Origin of the sequence: Streptomyces sp. MP131-18 (assembly GCF_001984575.1) — a bacterium.
Taxonomy (GTDB): domain Bacteria; phylum Actinomycetota; class Actinomycetes; order Streptomycetales; family Streptomycetaceae; genus Streptomyces; species Streptomyces johnsoniae.
In genome coordinates, this window is sequence record NZ_LZNS01000001.1 from 1325606 (window position 1) to 1349203 (window position 23598).

A 23598-nucleotide genomic window follows, 5' to 3' on the forward strand; every position below is an offset into this window, starting at 1 on the left:
GGACGCGCTCACCGCACGATCGCCGCCGGCGGCCACCGGTCCAGCGGGAGGAGCGTCAGGGCGGCGGTGCTCCTGGGCCGCGGCCAGGCGTCCCGCACCGTGTCACCTGACGTCTCGTTCACGGTGGTCGGAGCTGTTGATCAGGAATTCCCAGCCCCGCTTGCGCAGCAAGTAGCCGGCCTGGAAACGGCTTTCCGACCCCAGTCGGTCCATCACCTTCGCGATGTGCCTGCGACAGGTGCGCACCGAGATGTCCAACCGCCGGGCGATCTCCTCGTCGCGTATGCCCTGGACCAGCAGTCTGACTATGCTCTGTTGCACGCTGTCGGCCAACTCGCGGACTTCGTGCTGTCTCCCTGCCTCACCCGCGAAGTCCAGGCCCTGCTCCCAGGAGCGGTCGAACACCCGGGCCAGGAAGTCGACCACGGACGTCTCCCGGACGACCATGCCGGCCTGTGCACCCTCGCCGATGAGCACCGCCACCTGCCGGTCGAACACGACGATCCGGTCGTGCAGTTCGCCGACGGTGCGCACCTCGGCGGCCGCTCGGCGTGCCGCCGAGGTGTGCTCCCTGGTGGTGGCGTCGAGCCGGGACGGATGCTGGTACAGCACCCGGACCCGGACCCCTTCACGCAGTCCGGTCTCGCCCCACAGCGTCTGCCGGAGTGCTCTGGGCGCGGGGTCCTTGCCGGGGTTGGCGACCAGCACTTCGCGCGTGCACGACCCGGCGAGGTCGCTCAGGGCGTGGTCCACGTCGTCGGCGCAGGAGAGCGGTTCGGTCACGCTCTGCTCGCCCGCGACGAGGTAGACGGACATCAGCCGGTCGAACTCGTCGCGCGTCCTGCTGACCTCCAGCCGGTGCCGGGTGATGGCGTTCTCCAGCGGCAGCATCGCCTCGGCGAGTGCCGCGTCGGGTCGGGCGGCGACGATCGCGCTCCGATCGGGCAATTCCCGCAGCAGTCGCCACGCCACCAGCGTATCCACGGCGTCCCGCAGCTCGCTCGGGTGTAAGCCGAGGTCGGCGGCCATGGCCGGGTAGTCGACTTCCCTGTTCTCCAGGACCCAGTCGTAAACCTGGTAGGCGTGTTCCTCGAGTCGCGGTGGCAGCAGCATCGCCGTGTCGACTTTCGGTGCCCGATGAACGCGATGGAGATCGGTCACACTTCCCCGAGTCTTTCCGTTTTTCAAGGCATCCCTTTCCCTGCGTTGGCTGCTCCCTGCATCGCACGAGCCCGTCACTCGTAAGCCTGCTGCACGTGCCGCGCAAAAGAGGGCATCGTCGGGTGGAGGGCCGGGGGTGAGATGAGGGAGGCAGTGCGACGTGCGGGCGAACAGTCGGTGACGGGTCACCCGTCGCCGTGGCGCCGGGGCCGAGTGCCACCGACTCGCCCCTCGCCTGGCAGTCCTCCGAGGCCAAAGTCCGTACAAGCCGGTGCCAGACGCGTCCACGCTGGGCAGCGTACCCGCCGGAACAGGCCGGGAACAGGCCGCAGGAAGACGGTTGGGCACATGCGCGTGGCAACACCCATGGGGACCCGGCCGGGTCGGTGGGCGTCGGAGTCGTCGACGTCGTGCCGAGCGGCTGTGGACACGGTGACTATGCCGGCCCGGTGACAGTAGTCGGCTGGAGGGATGTCACGACCGCGGAGCCGGAAGCATGATCGTCACGTGTCCGGGATGAAGTCCTCTCGTGCCCTTCGTCGCTCCCAGAAGTCAGGAGTCGTGATGCTGTCTCGGTGCCGAAGAGGCTCGACGCACGGGGTGACGGGAATTCCGGTGCCCGGACGCGGCTCACGGAAATCTGCATCATGAGCGATGACATCGGTCCCGCACTGCCGGAGGACCAATTCCGGCGACTGGCTCACGAAACCGCCGGCATCGTGGCCGACTATCTGGCCGGTATCCGTGAGGACCCGGTCTTCCGCGTCATGCCGGACATGGTGCGACGGCGACTGAAGGAACAAGCACTCGACGAACATTCGGTTTCTGCCCCGCAGTTGATACAGGAGATCAGGGAATTCGTCCTGCCCTATCCGATGGGCAACGGGCATCCGCGGTTCTTCGGCTGGATCAACTCGGCTCCTGCGCCGGTCGGCATACTCGCCGAAATGCTGGTGGCAGCACAGAATCCGAGTGCCGATGTGGGTGACATCGCGGCCCTGCATGTGGAAACCGCAGTGCTCGGGTGGTTCAAGCACTTGATGGGGTTCCCCGCGGAGGCGGCGGGAATTCTGGTCAGCGGCGGAACGATGGCGACCATGACCGGCCTGGCCGCCGCCCGCCAGTGGGTCGCCGAGACCGACGGCTGGGACGTCCGCCGGGAAGGGGTACGGCCACCTGACGGACGGCGGTTGCTCATCTACGTCTCGGAGGAGACGCACAGTTCTGTGCGCAAGGCCGTCGAACTGCTCGGTCTTGGATCTTCGGCGCTGAGGACCGTGGAGGTCGACGGCCGCTACCGGATGGACCCCGACTCTCTCTTGCGGCGGATCGAGCAGGATGCCGGCCCGGGCGAGCGGCCCTTCTGCGTCGTCGCCACCGCGGGCACGGTCAACTCGGGCGCGATCGACCCGTTGGCACGCATTGCGGACATCTGTGGCCGGCACGGTCTGTGGCTGCACGTCGACGGCGCGTACGGCGCCGTTGCGAGTACGCATCCCCTGGTGGCGCCTTCGTTCGAGGGGATCGCCCGCGCCGATTCCTTGAGTATCGATCCGCACAAGTGGCTGTCGGTGCCGGTGGAGTGCGGGTGCGCGCTGGTCCGGGACGGAGACCTGCTGCGCCGGACGTTCGCCTACGTCCCGCCGTATCTGCACACCGAGGAGGGCATGGGAATCGGCGGCCCCGATTTCGCCCAGTACGGGTTTCAGCAGACCCGCGGATTCCGCGCGCTGAAGCTGTGGGCGGTACTGCGCCACATGGGCGGGCGGGGAATGCGTGAGCTGATCGGACGGCACCTGGCTCTCGCACGGGAACTGGCGGGACTGATCGACGACGCGCCGGATCTGCGCATGGCGGCGCCGGTCACTCTTTCGGTCGTGGCGTTCCGCTATGTCCCTCAGGGCACCGCCGACGATCCGGAGGCGCTGGACAGGCTCAACCGTGCGATCGAGGTCGAGGTGCAGAACGATGGCCGGGTCTTCCTTTCCACCACCCGGCTGAGGGGACGGCTGGTCCTGCGCGCCTGCGTACTGCACTACGACACGCGTGCGGAGGATCTCGTCGAACTCGTCGACGTGGTCCGGGAGATCGGCGCCGACCTGGCCGCCAAAAGTGCGTCCCATCAGTCCCGGCCATCCACGGAAGCGGAGGGAACTTAAGCCATGAGCAACTGCGACGTCACTCTCGAACCCGGCTTCACGATCGCACCGGTGCCGCCCCGGATGTTCGGCGCACTGGTGGAGCACATGGGGCGCTGTGTGTACGGCGGTGTCTATGAGCCCGGCCATCCCAAGGCCGACGCCGCCGGTCTGCGCCAGGACGTACTCCAACTGGCCCGGGAAATGGGCGTCACCATGGCTCGCTATCCCGGTGGAAACTTCGTCTCCAGCCTTGACTGGGAGGATACCGTCGGTCCCGTCGCGGAACGCCCGGCCCGCCTCGAACTGGCATGGCGTGAGATCGAGCCCAACACCTTCGGCCTGAACGAGTTCATGTCGTGGACGCAGCTCGCCGAGGCCGAACCGATGATGGTGGTGAACTTCGGCACCCGAGGTATCGCCGACGCGTGCAACCTGCTCGAATACACCAACTTCCCCGGTGGAACGAAGTACTCGGACCTGCGCATCTCCCACGGTGTCCGGGATCCGTACGGCATCAAGATGTGGTGCATCGGCAATGAGCAGGACGGTCCGTGGCAGATCGGGCAGAAATCCGCCGTGGAGTACGGTCTCGCCGCGGCCGAGACGGCCAAGGCGATGAAGCGGATCGACCCGACCATCGAGGTGGTTTCCTGCGCCAGCTCATGGCGTTTCCTGCCGACCATGAACAGCTGGCAGGCCACTGTTCTCGAACACGCCTATGAGTATGTGGATTACGTATCGCTCCACGGCTACTTCGAACCCATCGAAGGCGACCGTGCCGGATACCTCGCCTCCGGCCTGGTCATCGAGGAGCTGATCGACGCGGCGGTGGCCACCTCGGACTACGTCGGCGCGAAGCTGCGGTCGAAGAGGAAGCTCCAGGTGGCCTTCGACGAGTGGAACGTCTGGTACGAGAGCCGGTTCAGCATCGACGACCGGTACGCCGACCAGAACCTCACCTGGGAGTTCGCGCCACGGCTGATCGAGGACACCTATACGGCCGAGGACGCGGTGGCGGTCGCGGGCATGTTGATGAGCCTGCTCAAGCACAGTGACCGTGTGACGGTCGCGTGCCTGTCGGAGCTGGTCAACGTGATCGCCCCGATTCGTGCCGAGCCCGGCAGCGAAGCCTGGCGCCAGAGCACCTTCTACCCCTTCGCACTGATGGCCCGGTATGCCCGCGGCCACGTTCTGCGGATCGAGCCCCGGGTGGAGAAGCTGCACTCGGCCACGTACGGCGACGTGCCGGCGGTCGATGTGCTGGCGACTCTCGATGCGGAGTCCGGAGCCGTCGCCGTCTTCGCGCTGAACCGCCACAGCGAGCCGATGACACTGCAGGTGGCGATGCGGGCCCTGCCCGAGATGTCGGTCGTCGGGCATGTGGTGATGGGCGGTACCCGGCTCGACGCCACCAACACGGAGGCGAGCCCCGAGCAGGTCGTGCCTGAGCCGAGCACGGAGCACGAGATCACTGATCGGAAGCTCCTGGCGCAGCTCCCGCCGACCTCCTGGACCATGCTCCGGCTCGACCCCGCGGCCGCGCTGCGCGACTGACGGACGGCCCGGAGGCGAAGCGTGACGAGATGAGTGGTGGTGTGGCGTGGCTGCGGGCTTCACATGTGTCGACCTGTCGGCGTGGTACAACAACGTGGGCCTGACGAGGCCGGACAACACCTCGGCAGGTGCGTTCAACGTCTGGCGCAACTCGCTGCCCGCGCACGAACTGCCGTGCGGGCAACGCGTCACCGTCGAGGGTGTTCCGTTCGTCCTGCCGCAGGCCGACGGCGACCGATGCGACAACGTACGGTGCGACGGACAGGTGGCGCCGGTCCCCTGCGGTGCGTACGACTGGGTTTACCTGCTCACCACCGCGGAGCGCAGGGTCGAGGACGAGATGGCGCTGCACTTCGCCGATGGCGCCGTGGACTTCGAGCCGTTGCGGGTGTCCGACTTCTGGGTGGCCCCCGCGGTGTTCGGCGAGACCGCTGCCTTCACCACCACCGTCATGCACTATCCCCACCACATACAGCGGAACGTTCCGGCGACCGTCTGGTCCCAGCGGGTCCCGGTCACCCGCAGAGGACGGCTGCGCGCCGTCCGGTTCCCGGACAACCTCGCCGTCCACATCCTCGCCATGACCTTGTGCGGGGCGGAGCGGAGGTCCCACGGTGCCGGCTGATGCGACGCGTGAGTACAGCGAAGTGGCCCAGTGGTACCGGGACCCGGTCAGCTGCCTGCAGTCGACACTGGCCACGGTACTGATCCACGCGGGTGAGGACCCGCTGGCCGCCCTCGGCCGGGCATGGGAGTTCCGGTATCTGCCGGGAGATGTGCGGCCGGAGGAGTTCTACTGGCCGTGCCGCGTTCCGGGTGACCTCGCCCGCAGCGTACTGCCGCACGTGAAGGTGACGTCCCGATGGCAGGCACTGCACGAGTCCGATCCCCTCTCACCCTGGCAGGAAGCGCTGGAACGGGGTGAGCTGCCGATCATCGTCGTCGACAACTACCACCTGCCGTTCCGGCCCGCGTATCACGATGTCCACGCCGCCCACCTGCTCGTGCTCCGGGCCGTGGACCGCGACTCCGGCACGGTCCACGTCTCCGACGCCATGCCGCCCGCATTCCAGGGCGCCCTCGCCGTCGAGGACCTGCTGCGCGCGTGCGACTCGCCATGTCCACCCGACCACCAGGACAGATTCTTCAGCGGCCAACCGGTCGGCGGGCGCTGGCTCCAGGTCCGGGTGGACGCGCCGAGCCCACCGCTGACCCGGCAGCGGCTGCGCGAGGTGCTGGCGGAGAACCTGCGTGGGTTCACCCAGGACGGGACCACCCCGACCGCCCACTGGTCCGGCCTGGACGGTCTGCGTCGCTACCGGGACTTGCTCGCCCGCGCCGTTCGTGCCGGGGCCGCCCCGACGCTCGGAGAGGTCTACACACACGGCTGGAGCCAGCAGAGCCAGGCCGCCCTGCACGGGGAACTTCTGCGGCGGTGCGGTTCCGCATGGCAGCTGTCCCGGCTGTCAGAGGCCGGTCGGCGCGTGGAGCAGGTGGCGCACAGCTGGACGGCGGTACGGGTGTCCGCGGCTCACTGGAGCGCCTCGCCCCTCGGGCCGGGGAAGTCGCCCGAGCGGCTGCTGTACCACTTCGACCGGCTCAGCAGGTGCTACGAGGTCGCCCTGACGGCCGTCGGCGAAGCGATGCGGGAGCTGTGATGACACGATCCGCGTCGCCCGACGTTCCGAGCATTCGCCCAGGGAGGGTGTAGTGGGAACCACACGATGCCCGGCGGGCACGGCCGTGCGCAAACGCGCCGAGCTCGCTGCGTTCGGCGGAACGCCGGCCGTGCCCGAGGACGCACGCGACCTCCCCTGGCCGGTGATCACCGAGGAGGACCGGGCGACGCTGCTGGCGGTCCTGGACGGCGGTCCGCTGGTGTCCAACGCCGACGGACCGACCGCGGTGAGCGAACTGGAGGACCGCTGGGCCGAGTTCTGCGGCGTCCCGCACTGCGTCGCCACCGCCAACGGCACGACCGCGCTGGCCACCGCCCTGTACGCACTGGGCGTCGGGCCGGGAGACGAGGTGATCGTGCCGGCGCTCAGTTTCATCGCCACCGGACTGGCGCCGCTGCACCTGTCGGCGGTGCCGGTCTTCGCGGACGTCGACCCGGTCACCATGACCCTCGACCCCCGGTCGGCCGCGGAACTGATCACCGAGCGCACGGCCGCGATCATCCCCGTCCATCTGCACGGGCACCCGGCCGACATGGACACCGTGGGCGAGCTGGCGGAACGGCACGGTCTCGCCGTCATCGAGGACGCGGCGCAGGCACACGGCGCGACGTGGCGCGGCCGTCCCGTCGGCTCGCTCGGCGACTGTGCGGCCTTCAGCCTGCAGGTCACGAAAAACCTGCCCACCTGCGGGGAGGGCGGACTGCTCACCACCTCGGACCCGGAGGTGGGCGAACGCGCCACCCTGGCCCGTCAGTTCGGCGAGGAGATGGTTTCCGGCCGGGAGCGCGACTACGAGAGCCGCATCCTGGGCTGGAACTACAAGATGAATCCGCTCCAGGCCGCGTTCGCACTGTCCCAGCTGGACAGGTTCGCCGCGTACGAGGCCGCTCGGCAGCGCAACATCCCCCCGTTCCTGGCCAGGATCGCCGAGCTGCCGGGGATCACCGTGCCCACGGTCCACCCCCGTGCCACCCACGCGTGGCACATCCTGCGCTTCCGGTTCGATCCGGTGGCGGCCGGCCTGGACGGTGTGAGTCCCGCGGGCTTCCGGCGTGCCCTCCACCGGCTGCTGCGCGCCGAAGGCGTGCCGGTGTCCCGGTACCAGGTGATGCCGCTGCCCGAACAGAAGGTCTTCACGGACCGGTTCGGCACCAGGCGCGGCCGCCCATGGCCCGGCGGGCCACCACCCCCGCGGGCATCCCATCCGGTGGCCACCGGCATCGTCGAGGACTCGCTCACCCTCCAGCGCAGACATCTGCATCCCTCCGCCGGTGAGCTGCTGCGGCAATACGCCGCCGCGTTCGAAAAGATCTGGCACCGGCTCCCGACCGTCGCGTCGATGGCAAGGGCGGCGGTATGACGTCGACGGCGAGGCCGGAAGCAGGGGAGGCGGCCGAGCGTCCGCCGGAGCCCGCCGTCGTCGGCCAGGCGGACCTGGAAGCGCTGGCACACCGCATCCGCCATCACATCGTGGACATGTGCGGCGCGCCGGAGGGCGGGCACCTGGGCGGGTCCATGTCGGCGGCGGACATCCTCGCGGTCCTGTACTTCTCCGTGCTGCGCGTCGATCCGGCGCGCCCACGCCATCAGGATCGGGACATCTTCCTGCTGAGCAAGGGGCACGCGGCCATCGCGCTCTACGCCACGCTGGCCGAGCGCGGCTTCCTGCCCGTGGCGGAGCTGGGCGGCTTCGGGAACCGCCCAGGACGGCTGATGGGACACCCGGTGACCGCAGTGCCCGGTGTCGACATGCCGACCGGCTCGCTCGGACACGGCTTGTCGCTCGGTATCGGCTTCGCGATGGCCGCTCGCTGGGCGGCGAGCCGACGCCGCACCTTCGTTCTCCTGGGCGACGGCGAGTTGCAGGAAGGCTCGTGCTGGGAAGCGGTGATGGCCGGTGCGGGACACGGAGTCGACAACCTGGTGGCCATCGTGGACCGCAACGGGCTTCAGCTCGCGAGCGGGACCGAACAGGTCTGCCCGGTCGAACCGCTGGCCGGGCGCTGGCGCGGCTTCGGCTGGGAGGTGCGGGAGGTGGACGGGCACGACCACGCGGCCCTGTCGGACGCGCTGGCCGGCACGCCCTGGGTGCCGGGCAGCCCCAGCGTCGTCATCGCTCATACGGTGAAGGGCCGTGGGCTGCCGTTCCTCGCGGGGAAGCCCGCAGGCCACTACGTCACGCTCTCCGCGGAGAACCGCGAGCGCGCCCACCGCATACTCGACATCGGTGCGCGGCGCGGAGGACGGGCATGAACGGGCCGGTCGCCACCCGCACCGCCTACCGCGACCATCTGATCCGGCTGATGCGGACCGATCCCCAGGTGGTCTGCGTGGACACCGACACCGGCCTCTTCGCGGGTGCGGATTTCGGTCCTGCCGCCGAGCGGTACCTGAATCTGGGCATCGCCGAGCAGAACGCCATGGGAGTTGCCGCTGGACTGGCGGCCTCGGGATGGCGGCCGTACGTCAACACGATGGCCGCCTTCGCCGCCAGCCGGGCCGTTGAAGCGGTGAAGATCGACATCGCGTACAACGCGTTGCCCGTGTGCATCGTGGCCACCCACGGAGGCGTGGCTGCCGGTCACCTGGGCCCGACCCATCACGCACTGGAGGATCTGGCCGTGATGCGGGCCCTGCCCAATATGACGGTTCTGATACCCGGCGACGCCGCGGCCTGCGTCAGCCTGCTGGAGCAGGTACGGGACCGCTCGGGCCCCGCCTATGTCCGCCTCGGCCGGAAAGCCACCCGGGCGCTTCCCCGCACCGGCGGCGCGCCGGCCGTGGGCGAGCTCCAGGACATGCGCGACGGAGACGACGTGGTCATCGTGGCCACCGGCCCACTGCCCACCTTGCGCTCGCTGGCCGCCGCGGACGTGCTCCGCCGCCGCGAGAACACCCACGCAGCGGTGGTGCAGGCGCACACGCTCAAACCGTTCGACCCCGCCGCGCTCCTCGGCAGGGTCTGCTCCGCGCGACTGGTCGTCACGGTGGAGGAGCACTGGCGCACCGGCGGCCTGGGCTCCACGGTCGCCGAGGTGCTGGCCGACGCATGCGGACCGCCCCTGGTCCGGCTCGGTTTCCCGGACCGCTTCGCGCAAAGTCCCGCGACCCAGGAGCAGTTGCTCGACGCGGCGGAGCTCACGGCGACGGGGATCGCCGAACGCATCCGGCGCGCACTGCGGGCCGGCAGGCGGAGGACGGCGGTATGAGCACGCCAGTGGCCGAGAAGGCGGTCGCCGTACTCGCCTCGCGGGTGGGCGTCGAGGAGAAGCGCATCCTCTCCGAGCTCAGGCGCCGCGGTGTCCCCTCCGAGCAGGTCGATGTCCGGAGGCTCTGGACCGATGCACGGACACCCGCCGGGCGGTGGCGACTGGCGATCAACCGGGAGATCGGCTTCCACCGCTCGGTCCACACCGCCCGTTCGCTGCACGCCCAGGGAGTGCGGGTCTGCAACTCGGCCGAGGCCACCGAGGTGTGCGGGGACAAATGGCGCAGTGCCCTGGCCTTCGAACGGGCGGGCCTGCGGACGCCGCGGACCGTGCTCGCGTTGAGTCCGGACGCGGTGCTGGACGCGCTCGCCGCCGTCGGCTACCCGGCCGTGATCAAACCTCTGGTCGGATCGTGGGGCCGGATGGTCGCGTTCGTACCCGACCGGCGGACGGGACGGACCCTGCTGGAGTACATCGCCGCGCTGCCCCATCCCCAGTCCCGCATCGTGTGCGTCCAGGAGTACCTCGGCGGCGGGCGTGAACTGCGGGTGCTGGTGGCCGGCGGCGAGCCGGTGGCGGCGATGTGGCGACGCGGCGCCGACTGGCGCGGCAATGTCGCCCTGGGCGGTCGCGGGACGTACTGCGAACCGAGTGCCGAAGTGGCCGCGACCGCGGTCGCGGCGGCCGCCTGCGTCGGCGCCGGCATGGCGGGGGTGGACCTGATCGAGACGGACGACGGCTCCCTTCAGGTACTGGAGGTCAATCACCGCGTCGAGTTCGCCGGGCTGCAGGCCGCGGCGGCGGACCGGGTCGATATCGCCGCACGCCTGGTGGACCACGTCCTGCGGCAGGTCCGATGAGTATCCGGGTGGCCGTCGTCGGAGGCGCCGGATACATCGGCGGCGAACTGCTGCGCCTGCTGCTGCTCCACCCGCGGGTCGAGGTCGCCGCGGTCACCTCCTCGCGGCTGGCCGGCCGCCGGATCGACGGCAGCCATCCCAACCTGCGCGGTCTGACGGACCAGCGGTTTCTCGCCCCGGAGAACCTGAGCCGCTACGACGTGGCCTTCCTGGCCCTGCGGCACACCGAGACGATGGGCCGGCTCGCCCGCTGGAGCGGCCTGGCGGAACTGGTCATCGACCTGTCCGCCGACTTCCGGCTGCGCGATCCGGCCGTCTTCCGGCGTTATTACGGCCTCCCCCACCGTGCGCCCGGCGCGTTGGACTCCTTCGTGTACGGGCTGCCCGAGCTGCACCGGGCCGAGCTGCGCGGTGCGGACCGCATCGCCGTACCGGGTTGCACCGCCGCGGCGGCCGTCCTGGCCCTGCATCCGCTGGCCGCCGGTGACCTGATCACGGGCCGGGTCGTGGTGGACGCACGCACCGGTTCGAGCGGCTCGGGCGCCGGAGCGGGCGGGCACAACCTCCATGCCGAACGCAGCGGCGCGATGCGGGTCTTCGCACCCGTGGGACATCGCCACGAGGCCGAGATCAGCCAGGAGACCGGGCGGGCCGTGACCATGACGGCGACCGGGTTCGAGGCGGTGCGCGGCGTGCAGGTCGTCTGCCATGTGACCCTGCGCGAGGGCGTGGACGAGTTGACGGTGCGCCGGGCCTACCGCCATCACTACCGGGACGAGAGGTTCGTGCGCGTGGTGGCCGCGAAACGCGGCAATTACCGCCTCCCCGAGCCGAAGATCCTGTCCGGATCGAATCTGTGCGACGTCGGCTTCGCGACGGGCACCGGGCCCGGCCCGGCCAACGCGGCCATCGTCGTCGGAGCGCTGGACAACCTGATGAAGGGCGGCGCGGGCAACGCCGTGCAGTGCATGAACCTGCGCATGAACTGGCCGGAAGGGCTCGGGCTCATGTTTCCCGGACTGCACCCGATCTGAGGAGTTGGCGATGACGGAGCTCACGGTGGTGAAGTGCGGGGGACACACGGCAGTCGAACCGGGGGCGGTGTGCCGCGATCTCGCCCGGCTGCGCTCGACGGGCCACCGGGTGGTGCTGGTCCACGGGGGCTCGGTGGACATCGACCGGTTCGCCGACCGGCTGGGAGTACCGCGGCGTCGGCTGCGCACCACGAACGGGACGGTGGTCCGGCACACCGACGAGGACATGCTGGAAGTGGTGCAGCTGGCCCTCGGCGGCGTGGTCAAGCCCAGGTTCGTCAGCGAGCTGGCGAAAGCGTCGGTACCGGCGGCGGGGCTGACCGGCATGGACGCGGGCCTGGTACTCGCCCGGCGCAAGTCCGCCACACGTACCGTCGTCGACGGCCGCGTCCTTGTCGTCCGGGACAACCACGCCGGGCTCATCGAGCGTGTGAACGCCCGTCTCCTGCGGCGGCTGCTCGCGTCGGACCTGGTGCCGGTGCTCTCCCCACCCGCGATCACCGAGGACGGCGCCGCCGTGAACGTCGACGCCGACCGCATGGCAGCCGCCGTCGCCTCGGCCCTGTCGGCAACGAGCCTGATCATGCTGACGGCAGCGCGTGGCGTATACCGCGATCCGCACGACGAGGAATCCGTGCTGCCGGTGTGCCACGTGGACAACGGTGCGGTCGACGCCGACGTCCAGGGTGGCATGGCGGTGAAGATCCACGCCGGGGAGCAGGCGCTGCGTGCGGGGGTGCCGCGGGTGGTGGTGGCGGACGGCCGGCTGGAACGTCCGGTACGCGCGGCGATGGAGGGCAGGGGAACCACCCTGAAGATGGCGTCCGGCGATGTGCGGAGGCGCGGATGAACAGGCGTCCCGAGGTCTCCGCGCGCGAGGCGACGGAGCTGCTGCGCCGGCTCGTCGAGATTCCGTCGGAGTCCTGTCATGAGGCCGCGCTGGCACGTTATCTGGTGGGACGCCTGCGGCAATGGGGCTTCACCGCCTCCTTGGACCCGGCCGGCAACGTGGTCGGCGAGCTCGACCGTGGGCCGGGGCCGACCGTCCTGTTACTGGCCCACATGGACACCGCCCCTGGCACGCCCCGGGTGAGATGTACCGACGGCCGCCTCTACGGGCGGGGCACGGTGGACGCGAAAGGACCGCTGGCGGCCATGGTGTGCGCCGCCGTCAACGCACATGCCTTCCGGGGACGGCTGTGCCTGGTCGCGGCGGTGGAGGAGGAGACCCCGGGCTCGCGTGGTGCCACCGAGCTCGTCCGTCGTGGACACCGTCCGGACGCGCTGATCATCGGCGAGCCGAGTGGCGTGGACACGGTGGTCCTGGGCTACAAGGGGCGACTCGACCTCCGCTACGACGTGCGCTGTCCCGCGGCACACCCGACCAGTCCTGAGCCGCGGGCGACGGAACTCGCGGTGCTCGCGTGGCGGTCGCTGCTGGACGTTCTCGGCCCCACCTCCCATTTCGCCTTCGACCGCCCCGGCGTCACACTCACCCGACTGAACGCGGATCTGACGACCGCCTCGGCACATCTCACCGTCCGGACACCGCCGGGCTTCGACGCCGACTCCTGTGCCGAGGCACTCCGACAGCGCGTCGGGCGGGGCGAGGTGAGTGTCGTCCATGCGGTGCCGGCGTGCCGGGTGCGGCGGACCGACCCCGTGGTCCGTGCGCTGACGCGCGCGATCCGTGCGCAGAATCTGCCGCCGCGGGCCAAGGTCAAGACAGCCACCTCGGACATGAACACGGTCTCTGAGCACTGGAAGGTTCCGATGGCCACCTACGGTCCCGGGGACAGCCGGCTCGACCACACGGAAGACGAGCACATCGTGCTCTCGGAATACCACCGGTCGATATCGATACTCTCCGAAGCGCTCACCGCTCTTCCCGCCTCCCTCTCACCGGACAGAGCGTGGGCGGCGACAGACGGGCGGCTGTCATGACACGGCCGCCTCGCATCCTGGCGCTGTGGAGCGCTCCGCGGTCACGATCCACCGCGTTTCTGCGCATGATGGTCAAGCGCGGCGACCACACCGTGCTGCACGAGCCGTTCTCACACCTGCTCGATTTCGGTCACGCCACGATCGGCGAGGGCGAGGCCCGCAGCGAGGAGGAGCTCATCGCCGCGATCCGCCGGCAGGCCACGAAGAACCCGGTGTTCTTCAAGGACACCACCGACTTCCGCTACGAGGGGCTGCTGGCGGACACGGAATTCCTGCGCGAGGCCACCCATACATTCATCGTGCGGCACCCTGCACCGGTCATCGCCTCGCACTACGCCCTCAATCCGGATGTGGGCCGGGACGACATCGGCTTCGGCCGGCTGGCGGAAATCTATGACGCGGTGCACGCGGCCACTGGAACCGAACCGGTGGTGATCAGCTCCGAGGATCTGGTGGCGGACCCGGCGAACACGGTGCGGACGTACTGCGATGTGGTCGGACTGCGGTTCGTCCCGGCGGCCTTGTCCTGGGAGGCGGGCCTGCTGCCGCAGTGGCAAAGGACCAGCCGCTGGCACCAACAGACGAGCCGCACGACCGGTTTCGCCGATGTGGGGACGAACTACCCGGACACGGTGGACAACCACCCTCTCCTGAGCGATTTCCTTCAGTATCACCTGCCGTACTTTCACAAACTGTTTGAGCGTCGGCTGACACCGAGGACCGGAAAATCCGTGCACGAACGAACGCAAGGCAGTGGAGAAATGACAACAGAGGTGACGGACCAGCCGGACAGCGCGAAGTCGGACTGCCCGATGTGCGAGAGCCCGATCAGCTGCCAGGACACCGTACTGCTCAACGAGATCGTCGAATGCGGCGAATGCCGGAGCGAGCTTGAGGTGGTCAGCCTCGAACCGCTTCTGCTGGCCCTCGCTCCGGATGTCGAGGAGGACTGGGGAGAATAGAAGGTTTCTCGGAACGAAGGCCCGACCGGCACACCGCCCTGGCACGACAGCAGCAATCAAAAGGAGAAGCAATGACCGTCGCGGCCCTTGTCGTGTCGCACAACAGGTGCGACCTTCTGCGGAAATGCCTGTCGGCGCTGCTCGCGCAGACTCGGTCCCTGGACGAGATCCTGGTTGTCGACAACAATTCGAGCGATGGCAGTGTCGACATGATGCGCCGCGAGTTTCCGTCCGTCACGGTGGTGCGCACTCGGACGAACATCGGCGGCGCCGGCGGCTTCTCACTGGGGGTCGACACCCTGCTCGGGCGCGGTCACAGCTTCGCCTGGCTCATGGACGACGACGCCGAACCGAGGGAAGACGCCCTGGAGCCGCTGCTTTCCGCGATGCACGCCACCGGGAACAAGTCCGGCTTCGTCGCGTCGACGGTGCTCGCACCCGACGGCACCAAGATCCCCAGCCACATCCCGCTGCGCATCCCCGTGGCGGAGAACCGTGGATTGTCCACGCCTTCCGACACCTACCCGGCGGCGCACTCGACCTTCGTGGGCGTGCTCATCAATCTGGAGACGGCCAGGAGCACCTACCTTCCCATCTCGGATTTCTTCATCTGGTGGGATGACTCGGAGTACACCTCCAGACTCCAGACCCTGGCCGGCGGACTCGCGAGCACGACCAGCATCGTTGCGCATCCGAACAAGCCGGAGTGGAAGGACCTCGGCTCCCGTCTGCGTTTCGACGTGCGGAACAGGATCTGGCTCCTCAAGCACCGCCGACTCGGCTCGGCCCGGGGCCGGGAACGCGCCGCCGAGGCGTTCTGGTCGGGGATCTGGTCGCAGGCGAGGAACGCCCGCAGGAAGGACCTGTTCGTCCGGTACCTGGTCCAAGGGCTGTGGGAGGGCGTCTTCACCCGGCCGCGGCCGGTGCTGCCGGCCCGTCCACCGGACTGACGATGCCGGCCCGGAAGGCAAAGGAGACGAGCTCCGCCCGGTCACGTACATACAGCTTCTGGCGGATTCTGTAGAGGTGGGTACGGACCGTCGACGAACTGATGAACAAGGTGCGCGCGGTATCGTCCAGTGAGTTGCCCAGAGCCAGCGTCACCAGTATTTCGCGCTCCCGGCGGGTGAGTGTCTGAGCACGCACCTGAAGCACGCGGTCCACGATGGCCGTCCTCGCCCTGAGCCAGTTGATGAGATCGCCGGCCAGGGAGGGCATCACATAGATATTCCCGCTCGCCACCGTCTCAACGGCCCGGATCATCTCGACCGAATCGGCGTCGCTCGCGACGACACCCCGGACGCCGGCCTCGAGGAGAGCGTTCGTCGCGGCGGCGGTCGTCTCGTGGGAGACCACCAGCACCGGTGGGCAGGTCTCGCTTCCGGCCCGGAGCCAGGGCGTCATTTCGCCCGGCTCACGGGTGGTTGCCGAAAGGTCGGCGACGACGAGGTCGGAGTGCGTCGTCCGCCGGGCCGCGAAGCAGTCGCGGGGATCTGTCACGACCTCCACCACCGACACGCGCGGCGCCGCACTCAGCATGGTGCGCAGCCCTTCGCGGGTAATCGCGAGCGATGCACAGACAACGACCTCAATACTCATTTGACTCTCCACTCGACGACTGCCAGAGCGTCACATCACTGCGGCGAAGCGCGGCAGCAGGTGGTTGTCGAAGAGGCTCAGCGCCGAACCGATGGCCATATGCATGTCGAGATACTTATAGGCGCCGAGGCGTCCCCCGAAAAACACGTCGGGTTCGGCTCGGGCCCGCTCCCGGTAACGGGACAGGATCTTCCGGTCGCTCCGTGAATTGATGGGGTAGTAGGGCTCGTCCGAAGGGCCGGCGAACCTTGAGAACTCGCGCATGATGACCGTCTTGTCGGCAGGGTAGTGATCCCGCTCCGGATGCAGGTGTCTGAATTCGTGGATCCGAGTGAACGGAACGTCCGGGTCCGCGTAGTTCACGACGGATGCGCCCTGGAAGTCACCCGTTGCCCGCACCTCGGTCTGGAAGTCAAGGGTGCGCCACCCCAACTCACCTTCCACATAGTCGAAATACCGGTCCAAGGGACCCGTGTACACGATGGGAACGCCGGGCGGTACCTTTTTCCGGTACTCGAAGAAATCGGTGTCGAGCCGCACCTCGATGTTCCGGTGGTCGGCCATGGACCGCAGCCACGCGCCGTACCCGTCCTTCGGCAACCCCTCGTGCGCATCGGAAAAATACCTGCTGTTGAATGTGTAGCGCACCGGGAGCCTGCCGATGATATCGGCAGGGAGGTCTCGCGGGTCCGTCTGCCACTGCTTCGCCGTATAGTGCCGGATGAACGCCTCGTAGAGCGGGCGTCCGATCATCGAGACGGCCTTGCCCTCAAGCGTTTCCGGATCGGTCGCCTCGGCCGCCTGTTCCCGCACCAGGGCCCGTGCATCGTCCGGTGTCAGCGCTCTGCCGAAGAAACCGCAGATGGTGCCGAGATTGATCGGCATGGAGTAGATCTTTCCGCCGTGCACCGTGTACACGTGATGCCGGTAATCGGTGAACTCGGTGAAGCGGTTCACATACGCCCATACCCTGTCGTTGGACGTATGGAAGAGGTGGGACCCGTAGCGATGCACCTCTATTCCGGTTTCCGGATCGTCCTCGCTGTACGCGTTGCCTCCGAGATGGGAACGGCGCTCCATGACCGTGACGCGAAGCCCGAGCTCGGAAGCACATCGCTCGGCGACGGTGAGGCCGAACAGTCCGGCTCCGACAACGAGTATGTCCATCTCGACGATCCATTCATCCGTGCGATCAAACTGATTTACGAATTGAGGGCCGGCGCAGCGACTCAAGTCGTTGGCGATTTCGTCGGTACTTCGATCTCGTCCGGGGAAACGCGAGGGCGAGCCTGCCGTGGCTGATCAGCGTCTCGGCCAGAAGTTTCCGGAAGACATCCGGTCGACGTTCTCTGAGGGTCCAGTGGCTTCCGTCCGGGCTGGTGACGGCCGCGCCACCGAGAGCGGCCAGAACGTGCCACGCGGCCTGGTCGGTGGACAAGCGGGGGTGCCCATGGCCGGCATGTCCGCCGGAGACAGGAAGACAACCCCGGACAAGTTCCACCAAGAGGCGGAACATGGACGCTCCGGAGGTTCCGGGCGGTTGTGCCACCTGCCGGGGAAGATCTCCGGCGCCGTCCCCCAGGGGGGTCTCGGTGACCTCGACCGGTCCTGTCACCGGCGCGAAGCGCTCGAACGCCCGCGCTGCCCGCTGCCTGGCGGTCGGCAGAGACGACGACAGAGCGTCGGGGCCCTGCAGGAAGTCCCGGACTCCGGCGCCGCGCAGGGCGACGTTCCAGTACTGCATGCTCACGAGGTGGCGGAGGGTGTCCCTCAGATGAGCACCGAAGAGAGCGGGGAAATGCGGCAACCGTCCGTGCAGCGCGGCCGCCACCATCCTGTTGCGGCTGTGGAAGTACGTCTGCCAGTTGTTCTCCTCGTCCTTCTTCCACCAAGGCTCGTGCCAGACCGCGATGCCGGGGACGGATACGGTGGGGAATCCCCGGCTCGCGGACCGCAGTCCGTATTCCACGTCGTCCCACTTCAGGAACAGCGGCAGTGGCCCGCCGACCTTCTCCGCCACCGTTCTGGGGATGACGCAGGTCCACCAGCTGTTGTAGGAGACGTCGATGCGCCGGTGCAGCCACGGTGTTTCACGGAGTGGGCGGGTCGAGAAGTCGTGGTCGTACTCCGAATGCGACGGCTTCAGCCAGGTGAAAGCACGCCGGTCGATGAGTTCTCCCATGACATAGAGCTGTGACGGCAGTTCCCGATTCAGCATCTGTCCACCGACGAGCAGCGGGTGCGCCGCGTAGCGCGCGAACGCGATGCCGCGCAGCAGACAGTCCGGCTCCAAAACGATGTCGTCGTCCATGAAGACGATCTGCTCGCACTCGGGTACGTCCAGCGCGCGCCGCATCACCTGTGCATATCCTCCGCTGCCGCCGAGGTTGGGCTGGTCGACCACGAGAAGCTGCTCGCCGAAGTCGTCCGCCAGGCGTTGGTACCCCGGCTGTGCGGTGACCTTGTCGCTGCCCTGGTCCACCACCACCAGTCGCTTGACCACAGCGCGCAGCGCCGGATGGCCGGCCACCACCCGCATGGTTGCCAGGCAGTCCTGCGGGCGGTTGAAGGTCGGCATTCCGACGACGGCAGCGGCCCGGCCCGGTGCGGGCGTGAGGGCATTCCACGAGCCCCGGAGGAGTTCCACGTTCCGCTGCTTCTGCGGGGACAATTCGAACCAGTACCAGCCGCCGTCGTCGAAACCGGTCAGCGGCAGCTCGATGTCGACATCGCCTTGACCTTGATGCCGGACCTCCTCCGCGACTTCGGCCTCGCCGTCGGCGGAGGAACGGTACACCCTGACCACTGCGTTCCCCACCACCTCCAGACTGAGGCGTACCCGATCCAGAATCGACCAGCGGGCCCAGTAGCCCGCGGGGAACGCGTTGAGATAGCTGCAGAAGGACACCGTGTGGCCGGCTGGGAGGACCATCCTCTCGCGGAAGTCGGCAGTGGCACCTCCTGTGGATTCCAGCAGCAGGGACACATGCCCCCGTTGTGCGTGATCGCCGGGCAGCAGTATCCGTTGCAGCACGGTGTCGACATGCTGTTGCTTCACGAGACCGTGGGGCGGGCGATACTGATCCATGTCCCCGTCCTCCCTACGTTGATGTCCTGCAGCGGACTTTCGGCCCGAGCCGTCGAGGGCCGCAGCCGTGCTCGCACTCGCCCGCCGGTGCTACGACCCCGGTCCGTCGCTTGGCATCGCCCCGGCAGGCGCGCACGGCGTACCCGGCACACGACGCCGGCTCATGGAGCGGCTGGAGCGAGGGTGATGAGGTTCCAGGAGACAGGAGGGAGAGTCTGTCGGCAGTTGCCCGTCCCGGCCGAGGTGACCGGGAGGTCCCGGGGTCGCACACGGAGAGGATTCTCAGGAGTGTTGACGGCCGAGGTGTCCTCGTCCGCCAGCACGTGGTGACCGGTGACGGTCAGCTCACCGAAGCCGGTGGTTGCGCCCTGGAGAGTGATGGGCTGCCGACTTCTGTTGACGGCGAAGATCGCGACTTTGCCGTCGGTCTCGTCGTGCGTCGCCACCACGTCCACGGCGGGGACGGGTCCGAATCTCTCCGTATCGATCGTCGGAGCGCTGAGTTCGGACCTCAGCACGTCGCCACGGGCGTGGCGGGCGGTGAGGGCGAAGGGATAGAAGATCGGCTGTTTCCAGGCGGACCCGGAGCCGAAGGTCCTGATCGGCGCGATGACGTTGACGAGTTGAGCCTGGCAGGCGATGCGGACCCGGTCCGCATGACGGAGCAGTGTCATCAGCAGACTGCCCGCGACGACAGCGTCCCTGACGGTGAAGTCGTCCTCGATGAGGACGCGGGGGCTTTCGGACATCGACGACCACTCGTACGGCTCCCGGAACCGGGACTGATACCACACATTCCACTCGTCGTACGCCAGATGGATGCGGCGCTGCCGGTGCTGGCGTGCCCGCACGAAGTCCACCGCCGCGATGGCGTCCTCGATGTGCCGGTCCATGGAGCATGCGGATGCCAGAAAGGACTGTTCGTCGTACTTCTCGGGGTCGTAGTACTGGTGCAGTGACACGTAGTCGATGTGCTCGTAGGCTGCGTCCAGGGCTTCGGCTTCCCAGCTCGCGTACGTCGGCATCGTCATGTTGGAGCTGCCGCACAGCACCGTCTCGATGCTGCTGTCCACGAGCTTCATGGCCTGGGCCGCCTGGCCGGCCACCTCACCGTACGAACGCGCGCTGCGGTGTCCGACCTGCCAGGAGCCGTCCATCTCGTTACCGAGACCCCACAGCTGCACCCCGAAGGGGGCGTCCACGCCGTTTTTCTGACGGAGCTCGGCCAGTGTGGTTCCCTTCGCCACGTTGCAGTACTCCACGAGAGCGGCTGCTTCGCCGGGGCCCCGGGTGCCCAGATTGACCACCATGTACGGGTCCACCCCGGCGCGGTCCGTCCAGTCCATGAACTCGTGCAGACCGAATGCGTTGCTCTCCACGGTGCGCCAGGCGAGGTCGAGCGTACGAGGACGATCCTTCAGTGGACCGACGCCATCTTCCCAGCGGTGGCTGGAGACGAAGTTCCCGCCGGGATAGCGCATCGTGGTGGCCCCGAGTTCCCGGGTCAGCTCCAGCACATCGCCACGGAAGTTCGTGTCAGCCACCGTCGAAGGGTGTCCAGGGTCGTACACACCGCCGTAGACACCACGGCCCATGTGCTCGACGAAGAATCCGAAGAGGCGGCGGTCGATTGCACCGATGCGGAAGTCCCTATCGACTCGTACGGTCGCCGTTGTCATGACTGTCCATTCGCGTCGAACCGAGCCGGCCATATGAGATGGACGTGCCAGCGAGTTTAGCTTCCTGCGCACAGCCAAGTCGTCGCAGTGTCTACCTGGTTCAAAGGATTCGCAGTAAGTGTCACTTTCGTCCATAGCTGATCTACTTCAGGATGCTGCACGACCACAACCTGACGGAAGGGTGATGGTGTGTCCGCCACGCACGGTAGGGTGTCCAGCGGGCCCTGGGACCGGGGTTTGTCAGCATCGTGTGATCCAGGAGGGGGAGGCGTGACGTCACACGGTCGCGCGAGAAGTGTCACCATCAAGGACGTGGCGCACCTTGCCAAGGTTTCCCCGAAGACCGTATCCAACGTGGTCAACGGGTACGTGCACGTGAGTCCTGTGACGAGGAAACGGGTTCAGCGGGCCATCCAGGAGCTCGACTTTCGACCGAACAGATCGGCCCGAAATCTACGCCGCGGCAGTACAGGCATCATCGGCGTCATCGTGCCCGACTTACATATGTCCTACTTCGCCGAGCTCAGCCATCAGTTACTCATGGCGGCCGAGGAGCACGGCCGTACCTTGCTCATCGAGCAGACTCTGGGGGACTGGCGGCGGGAAGAAGCGGTCATCGACCATCTCGGCGACCGGTTCGTCGACGGGGTGGTGGTGACCCCGCTCGCTCCGCACGGCAGTGCGTTTACCGGGCGCGCGGGCATGGGGTTCGTCTTCATCGGGGAACGACCCAGCGGATGTTCCGCCGACTATGTGGGTATCGACAATGTCGCCGCCTCCCGGGAAGCCGTCACGCACCTTGTAGACCGTGGCCGGCGGCGCATCGCGGCCATCGGCCTCCAGCCCGAGCCGTGCGGCGGCACACCACTGCAGCGACACACGGGTTACCGCGAAGCGCTTGCAGCGACCGGGCTGCCGGTGGACACGCGACTGGAGAAGGAAACCGTCCGTTACCACCTGCACGACGGGGCACGGGCGATGCGCTCACTGCTGGACGGGCCGTGTCCGCCGGACGCCGTGTTCTGCTTCAACGATGCTCTGGCTCTGGGCGCACTGCGGGCTCTGCACCAACGTGGACTGCGGGTCCCCGACGATGTCGCGGTCATGGGTTTCGACGACTTCGAGGCGACCGAATTCAGCACACCGAGCCTGAGCAGCGTCGCCTCGGACAAAGCCGCCATGGCCCGTGGCGCGGTGCGTCTGTTACTGGAACGGATCGACTCTCCTGAGCGGCCGGCCAGAGAGATTCTGCTGGGACACACCCTGCGGATCCGCGAGTCCACGGTGGGCGGATTCTCCTAGCAGCTGTCCGGGCGAGCATGTCCTGTTCGAACGTGTCGCCGAGTCGGCAGCTGACACCACCAGTCGAACCAGGAGGCTTGTCATAGGCGCTAATCAGAGCACCATCACGGTAATGACCTTGCGGTTTTCGCTATTCATGGTCGATTCAGTCATGTCCGCAGTCCCCGCTTTCATCGTGCTGTGGGCAGTTTCCCAGGTCGCCGATGCGGACACATACGGAACTGTCGCCATCGGACAGGCCTTTGGAGTGATCGGGGCAATCGCCGTCATTTGGGGATGGGAGCTTTCCGGACCACCAAAAATTGCCCGAGCAGACCCACAGGCACGCAAAGAATATTACGCCGAGTCGATCGGCGCACGGTTATGGCTGTTCCTTCCTGCCGTGTCTCTCGGAATGATCGGCCTGTGGTTCGCCACCGATGGCTCCTACCTGGCAATCGTGCCGGGTCTGGCCGGAACACTTTCCGGGCTATCACCTTCCTGGTTCTATATCGGAACAGGTGACAGTCGATCCCTGGTTCTTCTCGAAACCATTCCGAATGTAGCGGCAACATTGCTGGGCGCTTTCCTCACGGTGTATTCCGGATATGTGCTGCCGATTCTGGTGCTGCCGCTGCTGGGCGCGCTGATCAGTCCCATTGTCGCCTCGGTGCAGATCCTGGGCACGCGCCGGCTCTGTGCCAGCGACTTCCGATTCGCCAATGCAGTGGCGGCCCTGCGGAAAGATGCTGCTCCCGCCGCCACGGGTGCCACGACAGCACTGTATGTGACTCTCCCCGTGCTCCTGGTGGCAGCGGTGAACCACGGCGCGGTCGCGTCCTTCGCCGCAGCGGAACGCCTCCAGCGGTCCGCGCTCTCTCTGGCGACGCCGGTCACAAAAGTTTTGCAGGGCTGGGTGCCCTCGACAGATCAGCGAATCGTAGTATCCAGAATCTTTCGGGCACTGGCCATCGGGGCGGCGACCTCGGCCACATTGGCGACCATTACCGCTTTCACCGCCGCACCAATTCTTCGCCTCACCACGGGCGGCGAAATCTCGATTTCGGTTTCCTCTTCGCTTTTTCTGGGCCTCATCGTCGGCGCCATCGCCCTCTCACAAGTCACGGGTATCGTGTGCCTGGCCAGCCTCGGTATCTTTTCCAAAGTTCTGACCAGTACCATCCTCGGCGCCATCGTCGGCCTGGGACTCGTGCCCGTGATCGGCCACAGTCACGGCACTGTTGGCGCCCTGGGAGCTTTGGCGCTTGCGGAGCTGACCGTGCTCCTCTACCAGCTCTGGGCCGTGCTGGCAGCGCTACGCGAACTCAGGAAGGCGCCGCAGCCCGAACTCGTGAGTGTGGAGGGCTGACCTCCGCCCTCCAGCTCGCGGCACCTCGCACCGCCATT

20 protein-coding genes are annotated in these 23598 nt (G+C 67.7%); 15 read left to right on the plus strand and 5 right to left on the minus strand.

Features of this window, described 5'->3' with window-relative positions:
- Positions 1-102: 102 nt before the first annotated feature.
- Positions 103-1113, minus strand: coding sequence for a LuxR C-terminal-related transcriptional regulator (locus STBA_RS05775; RefSeq protein ID WP_077058208.1), 1011 nt, complete (start codon positions 1111-1113; stop codon positions 103-105).
- A 695-nt stretch (positions 1114-1808) separates the two neighbouring features.
- Between STBA_RS05775 and STBA_RS05780 the strand changes: the two genes are divergently transcribed.
- The 13 genes from STBA_RS05780 to STBA_RS05840 all read left to right on the plus strand — a co-directional run bounded on the left by STBA_RS05780 (position 1809) and on the right by STBA_RS05840 (position 15494).
- Complete coding sequence (locus tag STBA_RS05780) at positions 1809-3320, plus strand: pyridoxal-dependent decarboxylase (RefSeq protein WP_077063124.1); 1512 nt, start codon at positions 1809-1811, stop codon at positions 3318-3320.
- 3 nt (positions 3321-3323) lie between these two features.
- Positions 3324-4856: an alpha-N-arabinofuranosidase gene (locus tag STBA_RS05785; RefSeq protein ID WP_077058209.1), complete on the plus strand. Its 1533-nt coding sequence runs from the start codon at positions 3324-3326 to the stop codon at positions 4854-4856.
- A gap of 46 nt (positions 4857-4902) precedes the next feature.
- Positions 4903-5481 (plus strand): hypothetical protein, encoded by a 579-nt coding sequence (locus STBA_RS05790; RefSeq protein ID WP_077058210.1) that lies wholly within the window; start codon positions 4903-4905, stop codon positions 5479-5481.
- Positions 5471-6514 (plus strand): BtrH N-terminal domain-containing protein, encoded by a 1044-nt coding sequence (locus tag STBA_RS05795; RefSeq protein ID WP_077058211.1) that lies wholly within the window; start codon positions 5471-5473, stop codon positions 6512-6514. Before STBA_RS05790 ends, STBA_RS05795 begins: the two co-directional genes overlap by 11 nt.
- A gap of 52 nt (positions 6515-6566) precedes the next feature.
- Positions 6567-7895 carry a DegT/DnrJ/EryC1/StrS family aminotransferase gene (locus tag STBA_RS05800; RefSeq protein WP_216355912.1) on the plus strand — a complete coding sequence of 443 codons (1329 nt, stop codon included), beginning with the start codon at positions 6567-6569 and terminating at the stop codon, positions 7893-7895.
- Positions 7892-8788 carry a transketolase gene (locus STBA_RS05805; protein WP_079251740.1) on the plus strand — a complete coding sequence of 299 codons (897 nt, stop codon included), beginning with the start codon at positions 7892-7894 and terminating at the stop codon, positions 8786-8788. The genes STBA_RS05800 and STBA_RS05805 overlap by 4 nt, the downstream gene beginning before the upstream one ends.
- Positions 8785-9744, plus strand: a complete 960-nt coding sequence (locus tag STBA_RS05810; RefSeq protein WP_077058212.1) for a transketolase C-terminal domain-containing protein — start codon at positions 8785-8787, stop codon at positions 9742-9744. The genes STBA_RS05805 and STBA_RS05810 overlap by 4 nt, the downstream gene beginning before the upstream one ends.
- The gene (locus STBA_RS05815) at positions 9741-10604 is read left to right on the plus strand and encodes a RimK family alpha-L-glutamate ligase (RefSeq protein WP_077058213.1); all 864 of its coding nucleotides are present in this window, start codon (positions 9741-9743) and stop codon (positions 10602-10604) included. Before STBA_RS05810 ends, STBA_RS05815 begins: the two co-directional genes overlap by 4 nt.
- Positions 10601-11638 carry an N-acetyl-gamma-glutamyl-phosphate reductase gene (gene argC, locus STBA_RS05820; RefSeq protein WP_077058214.1) on the plus strand — a complete coding sequence of 346 codons (1038 nt, stop codon included), beginning with the start codon at positions 10601-10603 and terminating at the stop codon, positions 11636-11638. The genes STBA_RS05815 and argC overlap by 4 nt, the downstream gene beginning before the upstream one ends.
- A 10-nt stretch (positions 11639-11648) precedes the next feature.
- The gene (locus STBA_RS05825) at positions 11649-12488 is read left to right on the plus strand and encodes a [LysW]-aminoadipate kinase (protein WP_077058215.1); all 840 of its coding nucleotides are present in this window, start codon (positions 11649-11651) and stop codon (positions 12486-12488) included.
- A complete protein-coding gene (locus STBA_RS05830) occupies positions 12485-13582 on the plus strand; it encodes a M20/M25/M40 family metallo-hydrolase (protein ID WP_077058216.1) in 1098 nt (365 codons plus the stop codon). Before STBA_RS05825 ends, STBA_RS05830 begins: the two co-directional genes overlap by 4 nt.
- Positions 13579-14544, plus strand: coding sequence for a sulfotransferase family protein (locus STBA_RS38665; protein ID WP_366510919.1), 966 nt, complete (start codon positions 13579-13581; stop codon positions 14542-14544). Before STBA_RS05830 ends, STBA_RS38665 begins: the two co-directional genes overlap by 4 nt.
- A 71-nt stretch (positions 14545-14615) precedes the next feature.
- Positions 14616-15494, plus strand: coding sequence for a glycosyltransferase family 2 protein (locus STBA_RS05840; RefSeq protein WP_077058218.1), 879 nt, complete (start codon positions 14616-14618; stop codon positions 15492-15494).
- Here the strand turns inward: STBA_RS05840 and STBA_RS05845 are convergent.
- From STBA_RS05845 to STBA_RS05860, 4 genes are all read right to left on the minus strand, one after another.
- Positions 15451-16143, minus strand: a complete 693-nt coding sequence (locus STBA_RS05845) for a response regulator transcription factor (protein WP_077058219.1) — start codon at positions 16141-16143, stop codon at positions 15451-15453. The genes STBA_RS05840 and STBA_RS05845 overlap by 44 nt on opposite strands.
- Before the next feature lie 30 nt (positions 16144-16173).
- Complete coding sequence (gene glf, locus STBA_RS05850) at positions 16174-17310, minus strand: UDP-galactopyranose mutase (RefSeq protein ID WP_077058220.1); 1137 nt, start codon at positions 17308-17310, stop codon at positions 16174-16176.
- Positions 17311-17335: 25 nt separating this feature from the next.
- On the minus strand, positions 17336-19231 hold the full coding sequence (locus STBA_RS05855; RefSeq protein WP_077058221.1) for a glycosyltransferase: 1896 nt from the start codon (positions 19229-19231) through the stop codon (positions 17336-17338).
- Positions 19232-19392: 161 nt separating this feature from the next.
- On the minus strand, positions 19393-20775 hold the full coding sequence (locus tag STBA_RS05860; protein ID WP_253194555.1) for an alpha-L-arabinofuranosidase C-terminal domain-containing protein: 1383 nt from the start codon (positions 20773-20775) through the stop codon (positions 19393-19395).
- A 447-nt stretch (positions 20776-21222) separates the two neighbouring features.
- Here STBA_RS05860 and STBA_RS05865 point away from each other — a divergent pair, with 447 nt between their 5' ends.
- Both STBA_RS05865 and STBA_RS37070 read left to right on the plus strand, forming a co-directional pair.
- Complete coding sequence (locus STBA_RS05865) at positions 21223-22212, plus strand: LacI family DNA-binding transcriptional regulator (RefSeq protein WP_253194557.1); 990 nt, start codon at positions 21223-21225, stop codon at positions 22210-22212.
- Between the two features lie 112 nt (positions 22213-22324).
- A complete protein-coding gene (locus STBA_RS37070; protein WP_143659438.1) occupies positions 22325-23560 on the plus strand; it encodes a hypothetical protein in 1236 nt (411 codons plus the stop codon).
- Positions 23561-23598 lie beyond the last annotated feature (38 nt).

What these genes read in the sequence shown, in the direction of transcription:
- STBA_RS05775 (WP_077058208.1), bottom strand. Translation starts at nt 1,113, where the DNA reads ATGCTGCTGCCACCGCGACTCGAGGAACACGCCTACCAGGTTTACGAC.
- STBA_RS05780 (WP_077063124.1), top strand. Translation starts at nt 1,809, where the DNA reads ATGAGCGATGACATCGGTCCCGCACTGCCGGAGGACCAATTCCGGCGA.
- STBA_RS05785 (WP_077058209.1), top strand. Translation starts at nt 3,324, where the DNA reads ATGAGCAACTGCGACGTCACTCTCGAACCCGGCTTCACGATCGCACCG.
- STBA_RS05805 (WP_079251740.1), top strand. Translation starts at nt 7,892, where the DNA reads ATGACGTCGACGGCGAGGCCGGAAGCAGGGGAGGCGGCCGAGCGTCCG.
- STBA_RS05810 (WP_077058212.1), top strand. Translation starts at nt 8,785, where the DNA reads ATGAACGGGCCGGTCGCCACCCGCACCGCCTACCGCGACCATCTGATC.
- STBA_RS05815 (WP_077058213.1), top strand. Translation starts at nt 9,741, where the DNA reads ATGAGCACGCCAGTGGCCGAGAAGGCGGTCGCCGTACTCGCCTCGCGG.
- argC (WP_077058214.1), top strand. Translation starts at nt 10,601, where the DNA reads ATGAGTATCCGGGTGGCCGTCGTCGGAGGCGCCGGATACATCGGCGGC.
- STBA_RS05825 (WP_077058215.1), top strand. Translation starts at nt 11,649, where the DNA reads ATGACGGAGCTCACGGTGGTGAAGTGCGGGGGACACACGGCAGTCGAA.
- STBA_RS05830 (WP_077058216.1), top strand. Translation starts at nt 12,485, where the DNA reads ATGAACAGGCGTCCCGAGGTCTCCGCGCGCGAGGCGACGGAGCTGCTG.
- STBA_RS38665 (WP_366510919.1), top strand. Translation starts at nt 13,579, where the DNA reads ATGACACGGCCGCCTCGCATCCTGGCGCTGTGGAGCGCTCCGCGGTCA.
- STBA_RS05840 (WP_077058218.1), top strand. Translation starts at nt 14,616, where the DNA reads ATGACCGTCGCGGCCCTTGTCGTGTCGCACAACAGGTGCGACCTTCTG.
- STBA_RS05845 (WP_077058219.1), bottom strand. Translation starts at nt 16,143, where the DNA reads ATGAGTATTGAGGTCGTTGTCTGTGCATCGCTCGCGATTACCCGCGAA.
- glf (WP_077058220.1), bottom strand. Translation starts at nt 17,310, where the DNA reads ATGGACATACTCGTTGTCGGAGCCGGACTGTTCGGCCTCACCGTCGCC.
- STBA_RS05855 (WP_077058221.1), bottom strand. Translation starts at nt 19,231, where the DNA reads ATGGATCAGTATCGCCCGCCCCACGGTCTCGTGAAGCAACAGCATGTC.
- STBA_RS37070 (WP_143659438.1), top strand. Translation starts at nt 22,325, where the DNA reads ATGACCTTGCGGTTTTCGCTATTCATGGTCGATTCAGTCATGTCCGCA.